Source organism: Pseudomonas sp. EA_65y_Pfl1_P113, from assembly GCF_963970525.1.
GTDB lineage: Bacteria > Pseudomonadota > Gammaproteobacteria > Pseudomonadales > Pseudomonadaceae > Aquipseudomonas > Aquipseudomonas tritici.
On the sequence record NZ_CAXAQM010000003.1, the window covers coordinates 158,722 to 180,716 of the forward strand.

At 59.9% G+C, this 21,995-nt stretch carries 27 protein-coding genes and 1 pseudogene; 22 read left to right on the plus strand and 6 right to left on the minus strand.

Annotation, left to right across the window (positions count from 1 at the left end; all coding sequences use genetic code 11):
• Nucleotides 1-19 precede the first annotated feature (19 nt).
• The 3 genes from AACY52_RS04615 (at nt 20) to AACY52_RS04625 (ending at nt 1,629) form a co-directional block, all read left to right on the plus strand.
• Nucleotides 20-256, plus strand: a complete 237-nt coding sequence (locus AACY52_RS04615) for a glutaredoxin family protein (RefSeq protein ID WP_339414729.1) — start codon at nt 20-22, stop codon at nt 254-256.
• A 74-nt stretch (nt 257-330) separates the two neighbouring features.
• On the plus strand, nt 331-666 hold the full coding sequence (locus AACY52_RS04620) for a transcriptional regulator (RefSeq protein ID WP_339414728.1): 336 nt from the start codon (nt 331-333) through the stop codon (nt 664-666).
• A 72-nt stretch (nt 667-738) separates the two neighbouring features.
• Complete coding sequence (locus AACY52_RS04625; protein ID WP_339436661.1) at nt 739-1,629, plus strand: pseudouridine synthase; 891 nt, start codon at nt 739-741, stop codon at nt 1,627-1,629.
• Nucleotides 1,630-1,684: 55 nt separating this feature from the next.
• Here AACY52_RS04625 and AACY52_RS04630 read toward each other — a convergent pair whose 3' ends face one another.
• Nucleotides 1,685-1,906, minus strand: a complete 222-nt coding sequence (locus AACY52_RS04630) for a YgdI/YgdR family lipoprotein (RefSeq protein ID WP_339414726.1) — start codon at nt 1,904-1,906, stop codon at nt 1,685-1,687.
• Between the two features lie 79 nt (nt 1,907-1,985).
• A complete protein-coding gene (mobA, locus tag AACY52_RS04635; protein WP_339414725.1) occupies nt 1,986-2,588 on the minus strand; it encodes a molybdenum cofactor guanylyltransferase MobA in 603 nt (200 codons plus the stop codon).
• A gap of 76 nt (nt 2,589-2,664) precedes the next feature.
• Between mobA and moaB the strand changes: the two genes are divergently transcribed.
• The 3 genes from moaB to AACY52_RS04650 all read left to right on the plus strand — a co-directional run bounded on the left by moaB (nt 2,665) and on the right by AACY52_RS04650 (nt 5,774).
• The gene (moaB, locus tag AACY52_RS04640) at nt 2,665-3,204 is read left to right on the plus strand and encodes a molybdenum cofactor biosynthesis protein B (protein WP_339414724.1); all 540 of its coding nucleotides are present in this window, start codon (nt 2,665-2,667) and stop codon (nt 3,202-3,204) included.
• Nucleotides 3,188-4,414, plus strand: coding sequence for a gephyrin-like molybdotransferase Glp (gene glp / locus AACY52_RS04645; RefSeq protein WP_339560308.1), 1,227 nt, complete (start codon nt 3,188-3,190; stop codon nt 4,412-4,414). The genes moaB and glp overlap by 17 nt, the downstream gene beginning before the upstream one ends.
• Before the next feature lie 103 nt (nt 4,415-4,517).
• Nucleotides 4,518-5,774, plus strand: coding sequence for a hypothetical protein (locus AACY52_RS04650; RefSeq protein WP_339414722.1), 1,257 nt, complete (start codon nt 4,518-4,520; stop codon nt 5,772-5,774).
• Nucleotide 5,775: 1 nt separating this feature from the next.
• Here AACY52_RS04650 and AACY52_RS04655 read toward each other — a convergent pair whose 3' ends face one another.
• Nucleotides 5,776-6,105 carry an EscU/YscU/HrcU family type III secretion system export apparatus switch protein gene (locus AACY52_RS04655; protein ID WP_269133304.1) on the minus strand — a complete coding sequence of 110 codons (330 nt, stop codon included), beginning with the start codon at nt 6,103-6,105 and terminating at the stop codon, nt 5,776-5,778.
• Nucleotides 6,102-7,679, minus strand: a complete 1,578-nt coding sequence (locus tag AACY52_RS04660; RefSeq protein WP_339436664.1) for a flagellar hook-length control protein FliK — start codon at nt 7,677-7,679, stop codon at nt 6,102-6,104. Before AACY52_RS04660 ends, AACY52_RS04655 begins: the two co-directional genes overlap by 4 nt.
• Before the next feature lie 200 nt (nt 7,680-7,879).
• Here AACY52_RS04660 and ccmA point away from each other — a divergent pair, with 200 nt between their 5' ends.
• The 10 genes from ccmA (at nt 7,880) to AACY52_RS04710 (ending at nt 15,234) form a co-directional block, all read left to right on the plus strand.
• Entirely contained in the window at nt 7,880-8,515 is a 636-nt protein-coding gene (gene ccmA / locus AACY52_RS04665; protein ID WP_339427789.1) for a cytochrome c biogenesis heme-transporting ATPase CcmA, read from the plus strand.
• Nucleotides 8,512-9,180 (plus strand): heme exporter protein CcmB, encoded by a 669-nt coding sequence (gene ccmB / locus AACY52_RS04670; protein ID WP_339560309.1) that lies wholly within the window; start codon nt 8,512-8,514, stop codon nt 9,178-9,180. Before ccmA ends, ccmB begins: the two co-directional genes overlap by 4 nt.
• Before the next feature lie 86 nt (nt 9,181-9,266).
• Nucleotides 9,267-10,022, plus strand: a complete 756-nt coding sequence (gene ccmC, locus AACY52_RS04675; RefSeq protein ID WP_339560310.1) for a heme ABC transporter permease CcmC — start codon at nt 9,267-9,269, stop codon at nt 10,020-10,022.
• Nucleotides 10,019-10,195, plus strand: coding sequence for a heme exporter protein CcmD (ccmD, locus tag AACY52_RS04680; RefSeq protein ID WP_049709263.1), 177 nt, complete (start codon nt 10,019-10,021; stop codon nt 10,193-10,195). The genes ccmC and ccmD overlap by 4 nt, the downstream gene beginning before the upstream one ends.
• The gene (ccmE, locus tag AACY52_RS04685) at nt 10,192-10,647 is read left to right on the plus strand and encodes a cytochrome c maturation protein CcmE (protein WP_339414717.1); all 456 of its coding nucleotides are present in this window, start codon (nt 10,192-10,194) and stop codon (nt 10,645-10,647) included. Before ccmD ends, ccmE begins: the two co-directional genes overlap by 4 nt.
• Before the next feature lie 3 nt (nt 10,648-10,650).
• Nucleotides 10,651-12,639 (plus strand): heme lyase CcmF/NrfE family subunit, encoded by a 1,989-nt coding sequence (locus AACY52_RS04690; protein ID WP_339436665.1) that lies wholly within the window; start codon nt 10,651-10,653, stop codon nt 12,637-12,639.
• Complete coding sequence (locus AACY52_RS04695; RefSeq protein ID WP_339560311.1) at nt 12,636-13,172, plus strand: DsbE family thiol:disulfide interchange protein; 537 nt, start codon at nt 12,636-12,638, stop codon at nt 13,170-13,172. Before AACY52_RS04690 ends, AACY52_RS04695 begins: the two co-directional genes overlap by 4 nt.
• Nucleotides 13,169-13,642, plus strand: coding sequence for a cytochrome c-type biogenesis protein (locus AACY52_RS04700; protein ID WP_339414714.1), 474 nt, complete (start codon nt 13,169-13,171; stop codon nt 13,640-13,642). Before AACY52_RS04695 ends, AACY52_RS04700 begins: the two co-directional genes overlap by 4 nt.
• Complete coding sequence (gene ccmI / locus AACY52_RS04705; RefSeq protein WP_339414713.1) at nt 13,635-14,822, plus strand: c-type cytochrome biogenesis protein CcmI; 1,188 nt, start codon at nt 13,635-13,637, stop codon at nt 14,820-14,822. The genes AACY52_RS04700 and ccmI overlap by 8 nt, the downstream gene beginning before the upstream one ends.
• 16 nt (nt 14,823-14,838) lie before the next feature.
• Entirely contained in the window at nt 14,839-15,234 is a 396-nt protein-coding gene (locus AACY52_RS04710) for a hypothetical protein (RefSeq protein ID WP_339414712.1), read from the plus strand.
• Between the two features lie 175 nt (nt 15,235-15,409).
• Here AACY52_RS04710 and AACY52_RS04715 read toward each other — a convergent pair whose 3' ends face one another.
• Entirely contained in the window at nt 15,410-15,688 is a 279-nt protein-coding gene (locus tag AACY52_RS04715) for a DUF6124 family protein (protein ID WP_339414711.1), read from the minus strand.
• Nucleotides 15,689-15,953: 265 nt separating this feature from the next.
• Here AACY52_RS04715 and phnN point away from each other — a divergent pair, with 265 nt between their 5' ends.
• Entirely contained in the window at nt 15,954-16,526 is a 573-nt protein-coding gene (phnN, locus tag AACY52_RS04720) for a phosphonate metabolism protein/1,5-bisphosphokinase (PRPP-forming) PhnN (RefSeq protein WP_339414710.1), read from the plus strand.
• A 71-nt stretch (nt 16,527-16,597) separates the two neighbouring features.
• On the opposite strand, the gene AACY52_RS04725 is transcribed toward phnN, so the two are convergent.
• Complete coding sequence (locus tag AACY52_RS04725; protein ID WP_339414709.1) at nt 16,598-17,284, minus strand: metalloregulator ArsR/SmtB family transcription factor; 687 nt, start codon at nt 17,282-17,284, stop codon at nt 16,598-16,600.
• Nucleotides 17,285-17,358: 74 nt separating this feature from the next.
• On the opposite strand from AACY52_RS04725, the gene AACY52_RS04730 reads away from it, so the two are divergent.
• The 5 genes and pseudogenes from AACY52_RS04730 (at nt 17,359) to AACY52_RS04750 (ending at nt 21,900) form a co-directional block, all read left to right on the plus strand.
• Nucleotides 17,359-18,480, plus strand: coding sequence for a cytochrome P450 (locus AACY52_RS04730; RefSeq protein WP_339560312.1), 1,122 nt, complete (start codon nt 17,359-17,361; stop codon nt 18,478-18,480).
• A 112-nt stretch (nt 18,481-18,592) separates the two neighbouring features.
• On the plus strand, nt 18,593-18,781 hold the full coding sequence (locus AACY52_RS04735; RefSeq protein ID WP_339414707.1) for a type II toxin-antitoxin system HicA family toxin: 189 nt from the start codon (nt 18,593-18,595) through the stop codon (nt 18,779-18,781).
• 11 nt (nt 18,782-18,792) lie between these two features.
• Nucleotides 18,793-19,197 carry a type II toxin-antitoxin system HicB family antitoxin gene (locus tag AACY52_RS04740; protein WP_339560313.1) on the plus strand — a complete coding sequence of 135 codons (405 nt, stop codon included), beginning with the start codon at nt 18,793-18,795 and terminating at the stop codon, nt 19,195-19,197.
• 213 nt (nt 19,198-19,410) lie between these two features.
• Nucleotides 19,411-21,135 (plus strand): M10 family metallopeptidase C-terminal domain-containing protein, encoded by a 1,725-nt coding sequence (locus tag AACY52_RS04745; protein ID WP_339560314.1) that lies wholly within the window; start codon nt 19,411-19,413, stop codon nt 21,133-21,135.
• 283 nt (nt 21,136-21,418) lie between these two features.
• Nucleotides 21,419-21,900: pseudogene (locus AACY52_RS04750) on the plus strand (type II toxin-antitoxin system HicB family antitoxin).
• Nucleotides 21,901-21,995: the final 95 nt, after the last annotated feature.

Here is a 21,995-nt window from a genome sequence, read left to right on the forward strand (position 1 = left end):
TCTGACCAGGTCCATTGCCATGCTTCCTGAATGCCAGTTATTCGGCACCCTGGGTTGCCATCTTTGTGAAATCGCCGAAGCCATAATCATGCCGCTCGTCGAACACGGGTTGCTGGTGGAACTGGTGGATATCACCGACCCCGAAGACCTGACCGAAGCCTACGGCCTGCGGATTCCGGTGCTTCGCCGGGTAGACACCGGGGCGGAACTGGATTGGCCATTCGACGCACAACAGGTTGTTGCCTTCCTTCGCTGAGTGTTATGCGATGGCAGGTTTCCGATTATTACGTTACTGTATGTTTGTACAGCGATTGAATAGAGGGAACGCCCGTGGTGAATGTTGAACAACTGAAAAGCAGCGTCAATCGCATGTCCGCCGACGTCGTGCGCGACGCGGTGAACGAGCTGCGTCTTGACGGCCTGGTCACGGAAGGCAAGACGCCGTTTAATAAAGTGCATTTCAATACTTGCTTCGCCGAGATCGAGGCGCTGTTCCAGCGCGCCGGTTATCACAAGCAGCTGGATGTGGTGGGTTACCAGGGCTTGTTGTACGCGTTGTACGACCCGGGCCGCTGGGAAGCGGTGGACGTGCTGCGCTGGCTCAAGGAATTCACCGACGCCGCCAGTGCCTCGAAGGTTCTGCGGGCAACGTTGGCCAAGGCCTGAGATTCGCCCTAGGCTCAATCCCGCGCAATGCGGGATAATGCCTGCCGGTTTTCCCAAGGCTTGAGCATCTGCATGTCCACTTCTGTTTTTATCGCCTCCGAGCATCAAGCCAGTACGTTGTACTTGCCACCGGGCCCTTGGGCGACGGTGCTCGATTGCCTCTGCGAACACTTCCCGGCGATCAGCCGTGAACATTGGCTGGACCGCATCGCCCGCGGCCGTGTATTGGATATCAACGGCAGCCCGATCAGCCAGGACCTGGCCTACAAGGAAGGCCTGTGCATCTATTACTTCCGCGAAGTGCCCAACGAGAAAATCATCCCCGTACAGGAAACCATCCTGTATGCCGACGAGCACCTGGTGGTGGCAGACAAACCCCATTTCCTGCCCGTGACCCCGGCCGGTGAATATGTCGAGCAAACCCTGCTGCGGCGCCTGATTCGCCGCCTCGACAACCCGTCGCTGGTGCCCTTGCATCGCATCGATCGACATACAGCGGGGTTGGTGCTGTTCTCGGTCAACCCGGCCAGCCGCTCCGCGTATCAACAACTGTTTCCCACGCGCAAGATCGATAAATTCTACGAGGCCATCGCACCGGCTTTGCCTGACCTGACGTTCCCCAGGGTGCATAAAAGCCGTCTGGTCGATGGCGAACCGTTCTTTCGTATGCAGGAGGGGCCCGGCGCCGCCAACACTGAAACGGCTATGGAAGTGCGCGAAAAGAATGGCGATCTATGGCGCTACGGCCTGTTTCCCGTGACCGGCAAGAAGCACCAGCTGCGCGTGCATATGACGGCGCTTGGCGCGAGTATCTGTAACGACCCGTTCTATCCGGACGTGATCAAGGACGCGGTGGACGACTACGCCAACCCACTCAAGCTGCTGGCACAGGGCGTGCGTTTTATCGACCCGGTCACAGGCGCAGAGCGCCGCTTTCGCAGCCAGATCACCCTCGACTGGTAACCCCTCGGAAACGACAAGGCCCGCGCGAGGCGGGCCTTGTAGCAAACGGTAAGACTTACAGGTCTTTAACGGTGCGAACCTGATCTTTGTTGATGCGGGTGCGCTTGCCGTCAAGTTGTTCGAATTCGTAGAAACCCGAATCGTCATTGTATTTCGGGGTGTCGACGGCCTGGATTTCGCGACCGTCATTCAGGGTGATCACTGTCGGCGAAGCGCAACCGGCGAGGGTGGCGAGGCCCAGTGCAAGCATGAGAGCGGCGATGGTCCGTTGAGTCATGAGATTGTCTCCGAGAGAATACTTTTTAATTGCTGACCTTGTGACGCGTGCGGCGCCGACAAAGTTCCTGATGCGAGGTTCATTCTGACATGCCCGGCCGCGTCTGTAACAGCTCGGGCGTATTAAGGTTGGCCAGTCGCGGGTCATCCGCCGGGCACTCCAGTCCCACGCCACCCAGTTGCAGGAAGATCTTGCGTGGGCTGCGTTCACCCGCACGCCATGCCTCTTCTACCTCGGTTTGCAGGTGGGTAGGGATGATGCAGATCAAGGGTTCCCAGAATTCGCCATGGCGCACCATCACCGGCAGCAGCGGGTTGTGCCGCGCTGTCTGCCGCAGGTCGGCGAGCAATCGCGCGTCAATATGCGGTACATCGCACGGCAATATCAGCAGGTGTGCGTGGCGCGCGGCGGCGAGTCCCGCACGGATACCGGCGAGCGGACCGGGAAAGTCCGGGCTGTCGTCATTCACCAGTTGGTCGGCATAGGCGGCGTAGTGTTGCGGGTTGCGGTTGCACGAGATGATCAGGTCATCCGTGAGCGGTCGAACCAGGCTCTGTAGATGCGCGATCAAGGGCTGGCCGCGCCAATCCAACAGGCCTTTGTCCTGGCCGCCCATGCGCTGCCCGCGCCCACCGGATAGCAGCAGGACCGAACATGGCAGGGGGGATGAGTCGATAGGCATGGCGGTTCCGCAGCGGCAGCAAAAGGGGGGGCTGTGATATAACATCGGGCTGTTCCTTCGACAACCGGACCGTGCCATGAACGCCAAGGCAGATGCGCCCTTCGTACCCCTGAATATCGCTGTATTGACCGTCAGTGACACCCGCACCCTGGACACCGACACCTCGGGCCAGGTCTTCGTCGACCGTCTCACCGCCGCTGGCCATCAGCTGGCCGAGCGCGTGCTGCTTAAGGACGACCTTTACAAAATCCGCGCCCAAGTCGCCCACTGGATCGCCGAAGACGTGGTGCAAGTGGTGTTGATCACCGGCGGCACCGGCTTCACCGGCCGTGACAGCACGCCTGAGGCCGTCAGTTGCCTGCTCGATAAACAGGTCGACGGATTTGGCGAACTGTTCCGCCAGATTTCCGTGGCTGATATCGGCACTTCTACCGTGCAGTCCCGCGCATTGGCAGGCTTGGCCAATGGCACCCTGGTGTGCTGCCTGCCGGGTTCCACCAATGCGGTGCGTACCGGTTGGGATGGCATCCTCGCCGAGCAGTTGGACAACCGTCATCGCCCGTGCAACTTCGTGCCGCACCTGAAGCAGGCCGAGCCTTGTGAATCCCGTGGGTAAGCCTGGCAAGACCGGCGCTCTGATGCCGGTGGAAGAGGCATTGCAACAACTGCTGGCGATGGCCGAAGCCGCGCCGATCCGCGAGCAGGAAACGCTGCCCCTGGCTGACTGCGATGGCCGTGTATTGGCCCAAGACCTGATCTCTACGCTCGATCTGCCACCTTGGCCGAACAGCGCCATGGACGGTTACGCCGTGCGCTTGGCGGACTGGACCGGGGAACCGTTGGTCGTGAGCCAGCGCATCTTCGCCGGTCAGGCGCCACAGCCCCTGGCCACCGGTACTTGCGCGCGGATCTTCACCGGCGCGCCGGTTCCCGAAGGTGCTGACTGTGTGGAAATGCAAGAGAACGCTGTGGTCCACGCCGACGAGCGCGTGAGCTTCACCGAAGCCCTGCACATCGATCAGAACATCCGCCCCCAAGGCCAGGAAACCACCGTAGGCGAGCTTGTGTTAACGGCCGGCACGCGCCTGGGCCCTATTGAACTGGGCCTGGCCGCTTCCCTCGGCCGTGATTGCCTGGAAGTCGTACGCCGACCGCGCGTGGCGGTGTTGTCCACCGGCGATGAATTGATCGAGCCGGGCTTGCCGCTCGGGCCGGGGCAGATCTACAACAGCAACCGGCGCGTGCTCTGCTCATGGCTGGCGCGCATGGGGTGCGAAGTGATCGACGCTGGCATCCTGCCCGATGATCTAGACCGGACCCGCACTCGCCTGGCCGATTTGGGCAATGTCGACCTCATCCTGTCGACCGGCGGTGTGTCGGTAGGCGAGGCGGATTTCCTCGGCATTGCCCTGCGTGAAGAGGGTGAGCTGGCGCTGTGGAAACTCGCGATCAAGCCAGGCAAGCCGCTGACCTTCGGCCACTTCCGAGGCGTGCCGGTGATCGGCTTGCCGGGTAACCCGGCCTCGACGTTGGTGACTTTCGCACTGCTGGCGCGCCCTTATTTGCTGCGCCGCCAAGGCGTGCAAGATGTCGAGCCGCTGCGCTTTGAAGTGCCGGTGGGGTTCACCTGGCCCAAACCGGGCAACCGTCGCGAATACCTGCGCGGGCGTATCGAGCAGGGCAAGGCAATCATCTACCGCAACCAGAGCTCGGGCGTGCTGCGCAGTGCGGCGTGGGCAGAAGGGTTTGTGGAGGTGTTGGAAGGCACGACGTTGACGATTGGCGACCGGGTCAATTTCATTCCTTTGAGTGAAGTAATGGGCTGACGCGCAGTTCATCGGTGGCAGACTCACACTCAAGAAAAGTCCTATGAGTAAACCTGAGCAGGCAGGCTAATTTGCCGAGTTCTGGTTGACTGGAGGACTGACGATGACTATCCAACGTGCTACATCCGTTAATAGCGTGGAGGCGCCCGTTTACGCCGAGCCCGGCATGCCCACTGCAGCCTCAATCAATTCAACCAATGCGCGTAGTGTCTTGAGCGAATTGATTGGCCGGCCGCCTTCCGAGAACAATTATCGAGAGCGACTTGCCTGCATGATCGCCGATCCGAATATTACTTCCTGGCAGGCGTTGACGCGCAACCCAAGGCAATTGCAACGGCTGCAGGATAACGAGCGGTTGGGCTGGTCCAACCCGGCTGCTGCTGACAGAAGTATGCCAACACTGGCGCAGGCTCTGGGCAAAAGAAACGTCTGGCTGCCTGAGGTGGAAAGCCTCAATGGCAACATCCTGAAAAACCTGACGGCGCAGATGGCAGAGAAGTACCTGACGCAGTTCCAGTCCATCCTCCAAGACCCGGTACCTGCCGTGTCGCAAGATGTCTCGATAGTTCGCGGTGCGCCGTCAGCGGGTAAAACCACCTTTCTGACCGGCCAGTTCGCGCTCAACACCGATGTTGTGAAGAATATGATCCAGAACCGTATGCCCGGTACCAGCATGCTGCAAGTGCATGATCAGGGCGCGGCACTGGTTCAGCAGTTCATGGGGCCTATGGAAAAGCGCTTGGGGCAGCCATTGACGCGGGACGCGTTGTACTTGTGGCCAAATGACTTCAATCAGAAGATCGCCGATGTCGCACGTTTGAGCCAAGAGCCGAAGCTGCATTTCCATGATATCCAGGTGGACCTAGCGACCTTGTGCTGCCGGATTCTCAAACGTGGGACGGATGATGCGGTGATGGACTTCAATGTCCTGAGCCAGTTTTTCAGTGCGGGTCTGGAGCATCGTGGCCCGAGTATCGAGTCGGTCAAGAGCAATCAGGACAGGCTCAAGGAGTATTCACTGTCGGCCTGGGACGGTCAGCAGAACGTGCTCGTCGCCCAGCGCGCACCAGGTACGAAGGCGTTTGTGATCAAGGATCAGGTCCTGTTCGATCATGTTACTGCCCGAGATAGCCGTTCCATAAAGGCGGAGATAGACAATGTTCGCAACACCGTCATTAACGCGCAGTTCATCGAGGCCTTCACTGCTCCGCTTGCGCCGGCTCAGGCCAGCGCGTTCGGTGCAGCATTGCGACGGTACGAGGGGCAGACGTTCGAGCAGGCGTTGAAGCAGCATGCGCAGCGCAAGCCCGTTGCCACGTCGGTCGCGGCTCGCGTATTGGCCGGTGTGATGCCCGGCTGATTCAGTAGTCATCCCCACGTTCGGTCACGTCGCGTTCCACTGGCGCGGCATCCGGGTCATACCCCACCGGAAACTTGCCCTTCAACGTCCATGCAAACGCAATGATCTCGGCAATTGTGCGGTATAACTCCTCGGGAATGCTGTCCCCCAGCTCCATCCGCGCCAGCAGCTTCACCAACTCGGCGTTTTCATAGATGGGCACTTCATTTTCACGCGCCAACTTCAGGATCGCTTCGGCCAGGGCATCATCGCCCTTGGCCGTCAGGGTAGGTGCTTGCTGGCCGTCGTACTTCAGGGCAATCGCTTGGCGCGGTGGCGTAGGGTTTTTCATGCGGTCTCATCCACCCAGCGTTGTTCCAGTCCAGTTTTGGGCCCGCGCGGCGGGGTGCCGAGGTGGCAATCGAGGTCACCGACGTTGAGGCCCGAGGTCACCAGGCGTTCGCGCAGGTTGCTCAAGTGGCTTTCGATCAGGCTGGCGGTGAATGGCCGGGTCGCCCACAGCTGGCTGGACAGTTTGCCCTGGCTCAATTGCGCTTGGACCTGCAACGGTCCCAGTGGCTCCATATCGAAGGCCAACTCGACGCGCCAGAGCATCTGTTTGGCGTCCTTCTTGTCTTTGCGTTCGGGCTGGTCTTTGTCCGGCGCCGGTTCTTCGCGTTGGAACTTGACCTGCAAGGGCACGATGTCCTGCAGGGTGCGCATAGGGATTTCCAGCTGCCACGTGGTTTGCAGGCGACCGTCGGCGGTGGTGCCGGTCTGCTCCAGGCTCGACAGCTGATGGCTCTGCAACCGTGAAATCGCCCCGGCGGCCAGGCGCAGCAGGTTTTCCAGGTCGCCTTCGCCTTCCAGCTTGGCCATCAGGCGTTCGGGCAGCGGGAAGCCAGCGGGTAGATGTCGGGCGCTGACCTGGCCGAGGGTGTTCAGCGGGCTGCGTACAAAGTTGGGCAGCACCTGTGCCAGGGTATTGGCGGCGAGGATGGCATTCAGGTTGGTGCTGGCGGGCAGGGCGGGCAACAAGTCCGCGACCAGGCGCAGCAAGGCACCTTTCATGTCCAACGGGGGAATTTGCGGGTTTTGCCCGGCGAGCAGCTTGGCTTCAAGAAACGCCCCGCTGTTCTGGATGACTTGCGCGAGTACCTTGGGATTGCTGACCTGGGCCAAATCCGGCAAGGCGGCCAGCAAACGGTCGGCGGCGGCGCGCAGGTCGGCGGAGGTGCTGTCGCCGCGCGGCAGGTTTTGCAGCGCAGTGAACACCGCATCCAGCGAGCCTTGGCGACTTTGTTGGGTCGACAGTTGCTGCGTGACGGCCAACTGATCCTTGAGCCCGCTCAAGGGCACAAAGCTCAAGGTCTGCGCGTTCTGCACCACGGCACTGAGCAGGCTGCCGACGCGCAGCGGCTGCGGGCTTTCCACGGTCAGGGTGGCGCCCGTCAGTACGCTGTTGAGCACGGTCACCAGTGAGCGGTAAATCGCTGGTTGCGCCGTGCCTTGGGGCAGCATTTGGGTGGTCAGCACCTTGGCCTGCAACAGCGTGCCCACTGGCGTCTGGTGGGTATCGATTCGGGTGAGGGCGGCGACATTCGCGCTCAAGGCCTGCTGCAGGCTGAGGGTCAGGTTGCCAGCGGGCGTCTGGCTCACCGCGACATTGCTGCCCAGCGGCAAGGGCTGGGTGCTGCTGGCTTGCACCAGGGTCTGACGGCCACCTTCCAAGGTCAATTTGAGTAGCAACTGAAAGGCGTCGCCGCCTTGTTTCAAGGCGATCACTTCAGCGTTTGCGGTTTTCCCTGGGGCGATCAGGCCGATCTGCGGCTCCAGCAGTTTCAGCAATTCACCGGTCGCAGGCGCAGGGCTGGGCCCGGCCGCAGTAGCAGGTGGAAGCGTAGGAAGGTTGATCTCACCGGTCATCGCGCGCGTCGTCTCTGGGGAAATTGCCCTCTTTAGAGTCGGGCATCACATGTATAATGCCGCCCGTCTGCAAAGAGAGCGCTAAAAACCTCACAACTATTTGATCCAGCTCTCTAAAATCGGTCGCCGAAGCCGTTATTGTGCATTTCTCTTTAACGGCCGCTGCACCGCCGACTTGAACCGTAAAGGCCCGCGATCTTTTGACCAGCCCTCTTCTTGAAGCCTTAGCGCTCTCCTGTGAACGCGACCTGCGCCTGCTGTTCGAGCACCTCGAACTGCGGCTGGTGGGCGGCGACATGGTGCAGATCAGTGGCCCCAACGGCAGCGGCAAGACCAGTTTGCTGCGCCTGCTGGCCGGGCTGATGCAGCCTACGGCCGGCGAGGTACGCCTCAACGGCAAGCCCCTCAACGAACAACGCACCGAACTGGCACGCAACCTGATCTGGATCGGCCACGCCGCCGGCATCAAGGACGTGCTCACCGCCGAAGAAAACCTCAGTTGGCTCAGCGCCCTGCATCACCCTGCTTCGCGCGATGCCATTTGGCAGGCTCTGGCCGCTGTTGGTCTCAAGGGGTTCGAAGACGTGCCCTGCCACACCCTGTCCGCTGGTCAACAGCGCCGCGTGGCCCTGGCGCGTTTGTACCTGCCCGGCCCGCCGTTGTGGATTCTCGATGAGCCGTTCACCGCCCTCGACAAGCAAGGCGTCGCCCAGTTGGAAGGACACCTGGCCCAGCACTGCGAGCGGGGCGGTCTGGTCATCCTCACCACTCACCATACCCTCACGCGTAAGCCCGCCGGTTACCGTGACCTGGACCTGGGGCGGTGGTCGGCATGAGCGTATTCGCCCTGCTGGTTGCCCGCGAAGCGCGGCTGCTGTGTCGTCGCCCGGCCGAGTTGGCCAACCCGCTGGTATTCTTCGCCATTGTCATCGCGTTGTTCCCGTTGGCGGTCGGCCCCGAGATTAAACTGTTGCAAACCTTGTCCCCTGGGCTGGTGTGGGTCGCCGCACTTTTAGCCGTCCTGCTCTCGCTGGACGGACTGTTTCGCAGTGATTTCGAAGACGGTTCCCTGGAACAGTGGGTCCTTTCGTCGCACCCCTTGCCACTTCTGGTACTGGCCAAGGTACTGGCACACTGGGCTTTTTCCGGCCTGGCGCTTGTCTTGCTCTCGCCGCTGCTGGCGATGATGCTGGGCCTGCCCACCGAATGCCTGCCGATCCTGCTCCTGAGCCTGCTGCTCGGTACACCGGTCCTCAGTTTGCTGGGGGCGGTGGGCGCGGCGTTGACCGTGGGTTTGAAGCGCGGCGGCCTGTTGCTGGCCTTGTTGATTCTGCCTTTGTATATCCCGGTACTGATCCTGGGCAGCGGTGCGTTGCAAGCCGCGCTCATGGGCATGCCGGCGACCGGTTACCTCTTGTGGCTGGGTAGCCTGACCGCCCTGGCGGTAACCCTGACACCCTTTGCTATAGCGGCCGGCCTGAAGATTAGCGTTGGCGAATAATGAGGTCTGACTGAACGCTATACGTTCAGTCAGTAAAGACCCTACGCTTCTTGTCACGACAAGAAGCAACCGTGATGGAAACAGCAATGAACTGGACCTGGTTTCATAAGCTCGGCTCGCCCAAATTCTTCTATGGCATCAGCGGCAAGCTGCTGCCGTGGTTGAGCATCGCCGCCGTGTTGCTGATCGGCATCGGCCTGGTCTGGGGCCTGGCCTTCGCGCCGCCGGACTATCAGCAAGGCAACAGCTTTCGCATCATCTATATCCACGTTCCCGCCGCGATGCTGGCCCAGTCCTGCTACGTGATGCTGGCGGTGTTCGGCATCGTCGGCCTGGTGTGGAAGATGAAGCTCGCAGACGTCGCGCTGCAATGCGCTGCCCCCATCGGCGCGTGGATGACCGCCGTGGCGCTGGTCACCGGCGCAATCTGGGGCAAGCCGACCTGGGGTTCTTGGTGGGTGTGGGATGCGCGACTAACGTCCATGCTGATTTTGCTGTTCCTGTACTTCGGTCTGATTGCCCTGGGCAACGCGATCAGCAATCGTGACAGCGCCGCCAAGGCCTGCGCGGTGTTGGCGATTGTTGGTGTGATCAACATCCCGATCATCAAATACTCGGTGGAGTGGTGGAACACCCTGCACCAGGGCGCCACCTTCACCCTCACCGAAAAACCGGCGATGCCTATGGAAATGTGGGCGCCGCTGCTGCTGATGGTGCTGGGGTTCTACTGTTTCTTCGGCGCCGTGCTGCTGATGCGCATGCGCCTAGAAGTGCTCAAGCGTGAAGCCCGCACCCATTGGGTCAAGGCCGAAGTGCAAAGCAGCCTGGGAGCGCGTGGATGAGTTTTGCTTCTTTCAGCGAGTTTATCGCCATGGGCCACCACGGCCTGTATGTCTGGACGGCCTATGGCATCTGCCTGGCAGTGCTGGCCCTCAACGTCGCCGCGCCGATCCTGGCCCGCAAGCGTTACCTGCAACAAGAGGCGCGTCGTCTGCGCCGGGAGACCGAAAAGTGAATCCGCTGCGTAGAAAGCGTCTGTTGATCATCCTTGCCATCCTCGCTGGCGTCGGCATTGCCGTGGCCCTGGCGTTGAGCGCTCTGCAGCAGAACATCAACCTGTTCTACACCCCGACCCAGATCGCCAACGGCGAAGCGCCTGTCGATATGCGCATCCGTGCTGGCGGCATGGTGGAGAAGGGCTCCTTGAAGCGTTCCGGCGATTCCCTGGACGTGACCTTCGTGGTCACCGACTTCAGCAAATCCGTGACCATCACCTACCGCGGCATCCTCCCGGACCTGTTCCGCGAAGGCCAGGGCATTGTCGCCCTGGGCAAGCTCAACGCCGACGGCGTGGTGGTGGCCGATGAAGTGCTGGCCAAACACGACGAAAAATACATGCCGCCAGAAGTCACCAAAGCGTTGAAAGACAGCGGCCAGTCCGCGCCAATGCCTGCCAAGGAGGGTTGAGCCATGACGTCCGCACTGTTTATTCCGGAACTGGGTCAGTTGGCGATGATCCTCGCCCTGTGCTTTGCCATCGTCCAGGCGGTGGTGCCATTGCTTGGCGCCTGGCGCGGTGACCGCCTGTGGATGAGCCTGGCGCAGCCGGCCGCCTGGGGCCAGTTCGCGTTCCTGCTGTTCGCGTTTGGCTGCCTGACCTACGCCTTCATGACCGACGACTTTTCCGTCGCCTATGTCGCCAATAACTCCAACAGCGCGCTGCCGTGGTACTACAAATTCAGCGCCGTGTGGGGCGCCCACGAAGGTTCGTTGCTGCTGTGGGCGTTGATCCTCGGCGGCTGGACCTTCGCCGTGTCGGTGTTCTCGCGCCAACTGCCGCAAGTGATGCTGGCGCGGGTGCTGGCGGTGATGGGCATGATCAGCATCGGTTTCCTGCTGTTCCTGATCATGACCTCCAACCCCTTCACGCGCATCTTGCCGCAGATCCCGGTGGACGGGCATGACCTCAACCCGCTGCTGCAAGACATCGGCCTGATCGTGCACCCGCCAATGCTTTACATGGGTTACGTGGGTTTCTCCGTGGCCTTCGCCTTCGCCATCGCCGCCTTGCTGGGCGGGCGTCTCGATGCAGCCTGGGCGCGCTGGTCGCGGCCGTGGACCATCGTCGCCTGGGCGTTTCTCGGCATCGGCATCACCCTCGGTTCGTGGTGGGCTTACTACGAACTTGGCTGGGGCGGCTGGTGGTTCTGGGACCCGGTGGAAAACGCCTCCTTCATGCCATGGCTGGTCGGCACGGCATTGATTCACTCGCTGGCCGTTACCGAAAAGCGTGGCGTGTTCAAGAGCTGGACCGTGTTGCTGGCCATCGCGGCGTTTTCCCTCAGCCTGCTCGGCACATTCCTTGTGCGTTCGGGCGTGCTGACGTCGGTGCACGCGTTTGCGTCCGACCCGGAGCGCGGCGTGTTCATCCTGATCTTCCTACTGTTTGTGGTGGGCGGCTCACTCACGCTGTTCGCCCTGCGCGCCCCGGTGGTCAAGAGCCAGGTCGGCTTCAACCTGTGGTCGCGGGAAACGCTGCTGCTGGGTAATAACCTGGTGCTGGTGGTGGCCGCGTCGATGATCCTGCTCGGCACTCTGTATCCGCTGGTGCTGGATGCCCTCAGTGGCGCCAAACTGTCGGTCGGCCCGCCGTACTTCAACGCGCTGTTCATCCCTTTGATGGGCCTGTTGATGGTGGTGATGGCGGTAGGCATGCTGGTGCGCTGGAAAGACACACCGGTGAAATGGCTGGCCGGCATGCTGATGCCAGTGTTGCTCGGCAGCGTGGCCTTGGCGGTGATCGCCGGCTTCGCTTATGGCGACTTCAACTGGGCAGTGCTCGCGACCTTCCTGCTCGCTGCCTGGGTATTGCTGGCCGGCGTGCGCGACATCTTCGACAAGACCCGCCACAAGGGCCTGCTCAAAGGCTTGCCGACGCTGACCCGCAGCTACTGGGGCATGCAGATCGCCCACATCGGTATCGCCGTCTGCGCCCTGGGCGTGGTGCTTTCCAGCCAGAACAGCGCCGAGCGCGACCTGCGCCTGGCGCCCGGTGAGTCGATGGACCTGGCCGGTTACCACTTCATCTTCGAAGGCGCCAAGCACTTTGAAGGCCCGAACTTCACGTCAGACAAAGGCACCGTGCGCGTCGTCCGCAACGGCAAGGAAATCGCCGTGCTGCACCCGGAAAAACGCCTGTACACCGTGCAGAGTTCGATGATGACCGAAGCCGGGATCGACGCCGGTTTCACCCGCGACCTCTATGTGGCACTGGGTGAACCGCTGGGCGAGGGTGCCTGGGCGGTGCGCGTGCATGTGAAACCGTTCGTGCGCTGGATCTGGTTCGGCGGTTTGCTCACCGGTTTCGGTGGTTTGCTCGCCGCGCTGGACCGGCGTTATCGGGTCAAGGTCAAGAGCCGGGTGCGTGAAGCGCTCGGCCTGCAAGGAGCGGCGGTATGAAGCGTTGGTTGATGGTTGTGCCGCTGGCTTTGTTTTTGGTGGTGGCGGTGTTCCTTTACCGTGGCTTGTACCTGGACCCGGCCGAGTTGCCCTCGGCAATGATCGGCAAACCGTTCCCCGCGTTCAGCCTGCGGACGGTGCAGGGCGACAAGACCCTGACCCAGGCCGACCTGCTGGGCAAACCGGCATTGGTCAACGTGTGGGGCACCTGGTGCATCTCGTGCCGCGTCGAACACCCGGTGCTGAACACTCTGGCCGAGAAGGGCGTGGTGATCTACGGCATCAACTACAAGGACGACAACGCAGCGGCCTTGAAGTGGCTGGCCGAGTTCCACAACCCGTACCAGTTGGATATCCGTGATGAAGACGGCAACCTCGGCCTGAACCTTGGCGTGTACGGTGCCCCGGAAACCTTCTTCATCGATGCCAAGGGCGTGATCCGCGACAAATACGTGGGTGTGATCGATGAGGTGGTCTGGCGCGAACAATTGGCCGCCAAGTACCAGGCGCTGGTCGATGAGGCCAAGCCATGAAGCGCTTGTTAGCCGCCGCTGTTCTGGCGCTGGGATTGGCTGGCGTGGCCCACGCCGCCATCGACACCTACGAATTCGCCAACGACGCCGAGCGTGAGCGTTTCCGCGACCTCACCAAGGAACTGCGCTGCCCCAAATGCCAGAACCAGGACATCGCCGATTCCAACGCGCCCATCGCCACCGACCTGCGCAGAGAGATCTTCCGCATGCTGGGGGAGGGCAAGGACGACCAGCAGATCATCGACTTCATGGTCGACCGCTACGGTGATTTCGTGCGCTACAAACCGGCCCTTACCGGCAAGACCGCGTTGCTCTGGTTCGGCCCCGCCGGGCTGTTGCTGGCCGGCGTGGTGGTGATGGCCGTGATCGTGCGCCGCCGCCGCGCCGCGCCTACCGATGGTTCCGACGCGCTGTCCCCTGAAGAGCGTAAACGTCTCGACCACTTGCTGGACACCAAGACTGATGATTGATTTCTGGCTCGCAGCCGGCTTGCTGCTACTGATTGCCCTGAGTTTCCTGTTGATCCCTGTGTTGCGTGGCCGCCGTGCCCAGCGTGAAGAGGACCGCACCGCGCTGAACGTGGCGCTGTATCAGGAACGCGTCGCCGAGCTGCAAGTGCAGCAGGACGAAGGCGTGCTGAATGCCGCGCAACTCGACAGCGGCCGTGCCGAGGCTGCTCGCGAATTGTTGGCTGACACCGAAGGCGTGGAAAAACCTCGCGAATCGCGTTTGGGCAAACCTCTGCCATTTCTGGCGGCCTTTTTGGTGCCTGTCCTGGGCGTTGCGCTGTACCTGCATTATGGCGCGAGCGACAAGGTCGAGCTGACCCGCGAATTCTCCCAGCCGCCGGTGTCCATGGAAGACATGACCCAGCGCCTGGAGCGCGCCGCGGCCGCGCAGCCTGATTCGGCGCAAGGCCTGTATTTCCTCGGTCGCGCCTACATGGCTCAGGAGCGTTCCGCCGATGCCGCGAAAGTCTTCGAACGCACCGTGGCATTGGCCGGGCGCCAGCCGGAACTGCTCGGGCAGTGGGCTCAGGCCCAGTACTTTGCCGACAATAAACAGTGGTCGCCAAAGGTCCAGGCGCTAACTGACGAAGCGTTGAAGCTTGACCCGAAGGAAGTCACCAGCCTTGGCCTGCTGGGTATCGCGGCGTTTGAAGGCCAGCGTTATCAGGAAGCGATCGATTACTGGAACCGTCTGCTGGCGCAACTGCCGCCGGGAGACAATTCCCGTGCGGCGCTGCAAGGCGGCATTGACCGTGCGGCCGAGAAGCTGAAAGAGAGCGGCGGCACCGTCGCCCCTCAAAAATCCGTGATGAAAGTCCGGGTGGACGTGTCCGCCGAGGTGAAGGCCAAGGCGCTGCCAACCGACAGCGTATTCATCTTCGCCCGCGCCGTGAAAGGTCCGCCGGCACCGTTGGCAGCCAAGCGCGTCACCGTCGCCGAACTGCCGATCACCGTCGAACTGGGCGATGCCGACGCGATGATGCCGCAGTTGAAACTGTCGAACTTCCCTGAAGTCCAACTGGTTGCGCGCATATCCCGGGCAGGTCTTCCGACCGCTGGCGAGTGGATCGGCCGCAGCCAACCCCTGGCCAGCAGCACCACTGCGCTGCAGCAGCTGACCATCGACAGTCCGGATAAGTAAACTTGAGGAAACGCCTATGACCGCACTCGCACGCATCACCCTGCTCAGCCTGGTATTGGGCCTGAGCGCTTGCGCGGTCCACCGGCCACCTCCTGCGCCTACCGGCCCGACCATCCCATCGTCGGGCCCGTCTACCCAGCCAGGCACCAAACCTTCCGGTCCGGTGACCCCGCCGCCGAAGCCAGTGCCAACCCAATCGCCAACCTTCGCACCCCCTCCAGGCGCCGCCAGCCACTGGGACGGCAAGATGCAGGTGTATGTGCTGGAAGAGCAGCCCGACACCTTCTACCGCCAGCGCACGTATTACCGCTGGAGCAACGGCTGGAGCCGCTCCATCAGCCCGAACGGGCCGTGGGAAGAGACCGACGTGCAGGGCGTGCCGCCGGGGTTGAGCAAGCACTACGCGCAATGACAACAGGCGACCTTCGGGTCGCCTTTTTTTGATCGTTCCCACGCTCCGCGTGGTAGCGCATCCCGTGACGCTCTGCGTCACCTCGTGCAAGGCTCAAGCCCTACGCCAATTTAGGGACGCAGAGCATCCCAGGCGGCATTCCCACGCAGAGCATGGGAACAATCATTTCAGGCCGTCAGGCCACGGGACACTCCCGATTCAGCGCCTCATCCACCAACAACTGCGCGATCTCGATCATCTGCACCACCGCCAACACCTGTTTACGGCCCGAGCCATCCAAATGCTCGGCGCAGTCGTACGCACAGACAGTCGCCGATTCAAGCAGCTCGCTGGCATTGCTCAGGGCAGCTTCGGTGCTGAGGCCGGGGCGGACGATGAAGATTACGTTGGTGGCGTGTTTTTTTTGGGGGGCATCCGAAGTGGATGGCGCGGGGTTAGGCGTGACTTTTTTCATGACGAAGCTCCTATGAATGAGCACCTCCATCTCGCTACCACACCCGTTCGCTGATTTTGCAGCGCCCGGCGAAGAGAAGCGGCGAGGTTGATCGGACACAACCCGAAATCTGTGTAGGGCAGGTCCTAACGATGGCTCAGCGCTTCCATCTAGTGCGCTACTGTCATAACAACGAAATACCAGATGGCGAACGGGTCGCACTCGGGTAATGTGGCCCCGCCGGCCCACTGACCTGGGACCGGCGACCAGCAAAGAGGGTGTGTTGATGGCAGGCAGGTTGATCTATCTCATCGGACCATCGGGTTCGGGCAAGGACAGCCTGTTGGATGCCGCACGACCGCGTTTGGTCGAGCGCGGTTGCCGCATCGTGCGCCGCGTCATCACCCGTTCGGCGGAAGCGGTGGGCGAGGCCGCGCAAGGTGTTAGCCCGGCGCAATTTGCAGCGCTGGAAACGGCGGGCGCGTTTGCGTTGAGTTGGCAGGCGAATGGGTTGTGCTATGGCATTCCCAGGGAAATCGACGACTGGCTGGCCGCAGGCGAAGACGTACTGGTCAACGGCTCCCGTGCTCACTTGGCGCAAACCCGTGAGCGCTATCCCACCTTGCTGGTGTTGCTGCTGACGGTTGATCAAGCCATATTGCGCCAGCGGTTGGTCGCGCGGGGGCGTGAAGCTCTGGCAGATATCGAAGCGCGCCTGGCGCGCAATGCGCAACTCACTGCCGAACTGATTGCCGGCAATGGCCCAGGGTTGTTCGTGCTGGATAACTCCGGCCCGTTGGAGCATACGGTCGAGCGCTTGCTGTGCTGCCTGGATCATGGCCATTCGGCATGCGCATGACCGAGCTGGCTTGCCAGCGAAGATGTTGCTGATACATCGCTGGTAGTGACCCGACAGCCCGCTCACTACATTCAGGTTTCTATTCCGAATCGGCTAGCCAGTGCCTTTCGTCCCTTGGGCGTCAAGCCGAGTGCCCGGGTATCCAGGTCCTGTGTCACCCATTCCCGGCGGATCACGCTTTGCAGCAATGCCGCACCCAATGCTCCCGCCAAATGCGGACGGCGCATGCTCCAGTCCAGGCAGGCACAGGCAAAACGCCGGCGCTGTGAACGCAGTGCGGCGACATCCACCCCGAGGTCGATCATGGCTTTTTCACCTGTCAGGCTGAGCTGGTAAGTACCCTCGCCAATCAGCCAGCCCGCTGCGATGAAATGGTCATGCAGCTGCACCGCCAGCGTGCCGGCCATGTGGTCGTAACAGGTACGCGCGAACTGCAAGCGGGTGGGGGTGTTCGGCACAAAGGCGTTGGCACTGTGGCGGCTGATGACCATCAACCCTTCGATGGCCTGGGCGATGTGCGGGCCTGTCAGGCTGTAGTAACGGTGGCGCCCCTGGGTGTGCAACATGATCAGGCCCTGGTCCTTGAGCCTGGCCAAGTGGGCGCTGGCGGTGGAGGTACTCACTTCAGCGATCACCGCCATTTCGGTGCTGGTGCGCGCATGGCCGTCCATCAACGCGCAAAGCATTTTCGTACGCGCAGGTTCTGCAATCGCGCCGGCGATTTGCGAGAGGGCGGCGTCAGGGTCGTGGCCGTTCATATTTCGTTCCTGAGCGAATCGTTACTGTGCGGCGTGGCTGATAGTACCGGTTCTTTTAGAACAGGACCTGCCGAATGACACCGCTGCAAGCTGCGACCCATGCTGACCCTTATGATTACTACGCTCGCTTGCGGCGCAATGCCGGCCTGCTGTTCGATGCCGACCTCGGGCTGTGGATAGCCAGTTGCGCGAAGACGGTCGAGGCCGTTTTGGCGCATCCTGACTGCTGCGTACGCCCGCTGCATGAGCCGGTTCCGGCCGCGATTGCACAACGAGTGGCGGGCCAGGTATTTGCTCGGCTGATGCGCATGAATGAAGGCGTGGCCCATCGCTGCCCAAGAGCGGTGATGGAGCCTGCGTTGGCCGCTTTGGATGCGCAACGTATAGCCCTCGACGTGGAGCAGCTCAGTGCCGGCGTGAACAATCTGGATGCGTGGATGTTCACCTTGCCGGTATCGGTGGTTGCACGTCTGCTGGGCTTGCCTGATGAGCAGTTGCAGATCGTTGCCGGCCTGACGCGGGACTTCGTGGCCTGCCTGTCGCCGTTGAGCAACGAAGCCCAACTGCGCAACGCCGATGCCGGGGCATCACAGCTGAGGCAGATGTTCAGCGGGGTGCTTGAGCAAACGGTGTTGTTGTCATCTATCCGCGCGGGCGATTGGAAAGACGCCGAGGTGATGTCTGCCAACCTGATTGGGTTGTTGTCGCAGACCTGTGAAGCAACCGCTGGCCTGATTGGTAATTCGCTGGTGTTACTTGCGCGACGACCTGACTTGGTTGAACGGGTTAAGCGTGAGCCCACACTGGCGATCGCACTGGTGCAAGAAGTGGCGCGCTTCGACTCGCCCGTGCAGAACACGCGGCGATTCGTGGCACGGCGCTGCACGATTGGCCGTTGGGTACTGGAGGCGGGGGACACTGTTTTAGTCCTGTTGGCGTCCGCCAACCGCGACAGCGATGCACATTCGCAGCCCGATAGCTTTGTGCTTGAACGCCCGCAGCGACGGCTGTTCAGTTTTGGCTTGGGGCGCCACCAGTGCCCAGGCCAGACGCTCGCGCTGACTATTGCCGCGCAGGCCATTGTGCAATTGCTGCGTCGTCAGCCGGCCGTGCTCGAGCACGCTTGCCAGCAAGGCTACTGGCCGTCCCTCAATGGCCGTATCCCCAGGTTCAACGCCGCGCCGGTTAGCTCGTAAAGCTGGCTTTCAACATCCCGCAAAAAAACCGCCAGTCAGCCTTACGTATTTTGTGCTTGAGTAAAGATAACTCTAGGGTTATTTTTATTCGGGCCAAGCCAAGGAGGCTGAGGTGCAAAGCAGGTTATTGATCAAGGAACTGCAAGAGGCAGGTTGGGTGTTGGATCGGGTCACGGGCAGTCATCCTATTTTTACCCATCGCTATAACCCGTACACGATTCCAGTACCTCATCCGAAAAAGGACCTGCCGCTGGGCACCGTCACAAGCATCAGGAAACGCGCAGGCTTGTTTCAGTTTTAAGGAGAGCATTCATGCAATACCCAATCTGTATCGAATGGAACGATGACTTCACCGCCACCGGTATCCAGATCCCCGATATTCCAGGTGCATTCACCGCCGGGGACCGTTTTGAAGAGGCCTACAACGCCGCTGTGGAAGTCGCCCACATCCTGTTGCAGGAGATCGCCGCAGAGGGCGGGCCGATACCGATGCCAACGTCGGTGGCCAACTATCACGCGCACGACGACTACGCGGGAATGGGCTGGGGGATGTTGGAGTTGGACATCTCGCCCTATCTGGGCAAGACCGAGAAGGTCAATGTGACCTTGCCCGGATACGTCATTCAACGCATCGATCGTTATGTGCGTGAGCACAAGGTTAAAAGCCGCTCGTCATTTCTGGCGGATGCGGCGTTGGAGAAGTTAGTGCGTTCATAAAACGAAAATATAGTCGAGCTTTATGGTTTAGTGTGAGGGGTTGTTAGTTTTTTTTAGGCCGTACTTTCAGCGTTTCAATTGGTATGAAACCAGTGCTTGTTTGGTGTTTTTTTGTGTGCGATTTTGCTCTGGCATGCACTGCTTACTCAGTCGTAATTCAGGTGCGTAGTATAAGTAATTATGTCAGGCCTTATAAAAGCTAGAGAGCTGCCCATGAAGACGCCAAGTATTTCCACCGTTCCGTACAATGCCAGCGCTTTAGAATTTCACGCTATTAATCCAGGCGCTAACAAACCTTCCTATGCGACGGATAAAGCGGCGAAACATCTTACACGTGGCGGTTATATATGGAGGGATCGAAATAAAGACAAGAAAGTAGACCTTTCCTATACCTTGGATCCAAAGTTCACCCCTGATCAGAAGCGACGAATCCGGGAGGACATTCACTCTTGGGCAGAGGTGACCAACGTGAACTTTGTAGAAAATACCAAGGGGCTTGATGGTTCCCTCCATATCTCAGCCATACCTGGATACGCCGGCGGCGTCGCGAGCCTGCCCAATGAGTACATGAGGAGCGGCACGGTCAACGTTGGTACTGGCGGAGCTGATGGAAAGCTGGAACATGGGACCGTGTTTGACAGTGTGGTTGTCCATGAAATTGGTCATGCTATCGGTCTGGAGCATCCTCACGGAGCGGGACCGCGTTATCGGGAGGACTCAACCGCTTATACCGCCATGAGCTACCACGATGCTTCTTTTGGCGATCATCCTTACAAAGGGAAAAAAATCTCGGCCCCCATGATGCATGATATTGCTGCGGTACAAAAATTGTACGGTGCGAATACCAACACTCGAAAAAACAACACTACCTACGGCTTCAATTCCAATGCCGGTCGAGACTTCTACAGCCTCAACAGCGCTAAAGACAAACCTGTTTTCTGTGTATGGGACGCTGGCGGGGTTGATACCCTGGACTTTTCCGCTTTTCACCAGCAACAGAAAATCAATCTGAATGCCGAATCGTTTTCGGATGTGGGAGGCATGAAGAACAACGTCTCCATCGCAAAAGGTGTGAGGCTGGAAAACGCTGTTGGTGGCTCTGGTAATGACACATTGATCGGAAATCAGGTAGGCAATCGCCTCAAGGGTGGGGCCGGAGCGGACAAGCTTGAGGGCGGCGGCGGGGCGGATATCTTTGCCTATGACAGCGTGGCAGATTCCACGGCTGAGTCCTCTGATTGGATTCTGGATTTTGTCAGTGGCACTGACAGAATCGACATATCCAAACCATTGAGGCGTGCTGCTGTGAAGATTCTGTGGATTGTTGACCAATTCAGTGGCCAGGCTGGCGAGGCAGTATTAAGCCACAATGCCAGCACTGGTCAGGGAAGCCTGGCTCTTGATCTGACAGGTAATGGCAAGTCCGATTTTCTGGTGAAAAGTAATGGAAAAATTCACTACAAGGACCTGATGGTCAACCCCGAGCCATCCACTTCAATTCAGCATGAACCCGATTTGACGACAGTTCCAGAACCTGATCCAAAGCCAAAGCCAGATCCGCCAAGAACGAGAAGAGATGACAAAACAAAAGACGATAGGGGTGGCAAGACGTTCACGTATGATTCTACTTCTAAATCGAACTGTCAAAAAATCAATCGCTTAAAGAACTTCACAAGTGGCAAGGATAAAATTGATTTAACCAAGGTGGTTGAAAAGTCGGGTGTTTCGCTGACGCAGGTAGATAAGTTTACAGGGAGAGCTGGTGAGACGGTCATCATGAAATCAAACTGTGATGGCCGGTACTGGGTGGACGTTGACTTGGATGGAGATAAATGCAGTGATTTTATTGTCAATAGCCCTCACGTAATACGGGGTGGAGATATTGTAGGTATGAAGTTGAACCGAAAGTATGATCGGCAGTTATCCGAGCGTACTTGATGTTATTGCAACGAAGCGCACTGATTCAATACTCGGTCGATTTCCAGGGACTGATGCCTCATTAAAGCCGTCCGCCATTTCTGGCAGACGGGCTTTGACAGGTAGTCAGGCGCGTCAGGCAGTCGCCACCGAGGCCTCCCAAGAAGGACCTGCCGCTGGGCACCTTCAGAAGCATCAGGAAACGCGCCGGCCTGTTTGAGTTTTAAGGAGAATATTCATGCAGTAACCAATCTGTATCGAATGGGGCGATGACTTTACCGCCACCGGTATCCAGATCCCCGATATCTCGGGCGCAGTCACCGCCGGGGACAGTTTTGAAGAGGCCTACAACGCCGCTGTGGAAGTCGCCCACATCCTGTTGCAGGAGATCGCCGCAGAGGGCGGGCCGATACCGATGCCAACGTCGGTGGCCAACTATCACGCGCACGACGACTACGCGGGAATGGGTTGGGGATGCTGGAGTTGGACATCTCGCCCTATCTGGGCAAGACCGAGAAGGTCAATGTGACTTTGCCAGGTTATGTCATCCAGCGCATCGACCGGTATGTGCGTGAGCATAAGGTCAAGAGTCGTTCTTCCTTCCTGGCAGATGCTGCGCTTGAGAAGCTGGTGCGGTCCTGCGGAAGGGTTAATGGATGTGTCCTGAGCGCTGGAAAAACGGCGTACTTGAGCAAGCATTGCTTGTTTAGATTTTGTTTTTCTCTTGCAAAAACAACTCGATATCGCCCGGGCATTTGTGTTGTTGAGTGTTTAATTTGCAAATGAATTCTTGGTTGTTTCGCCCCGTATTTCGAGGCGCGCAAGTGTTGCGATTAGAACCAAATCTGCGTTGGTATCAGATTTTTCAACGTGCGAATTTA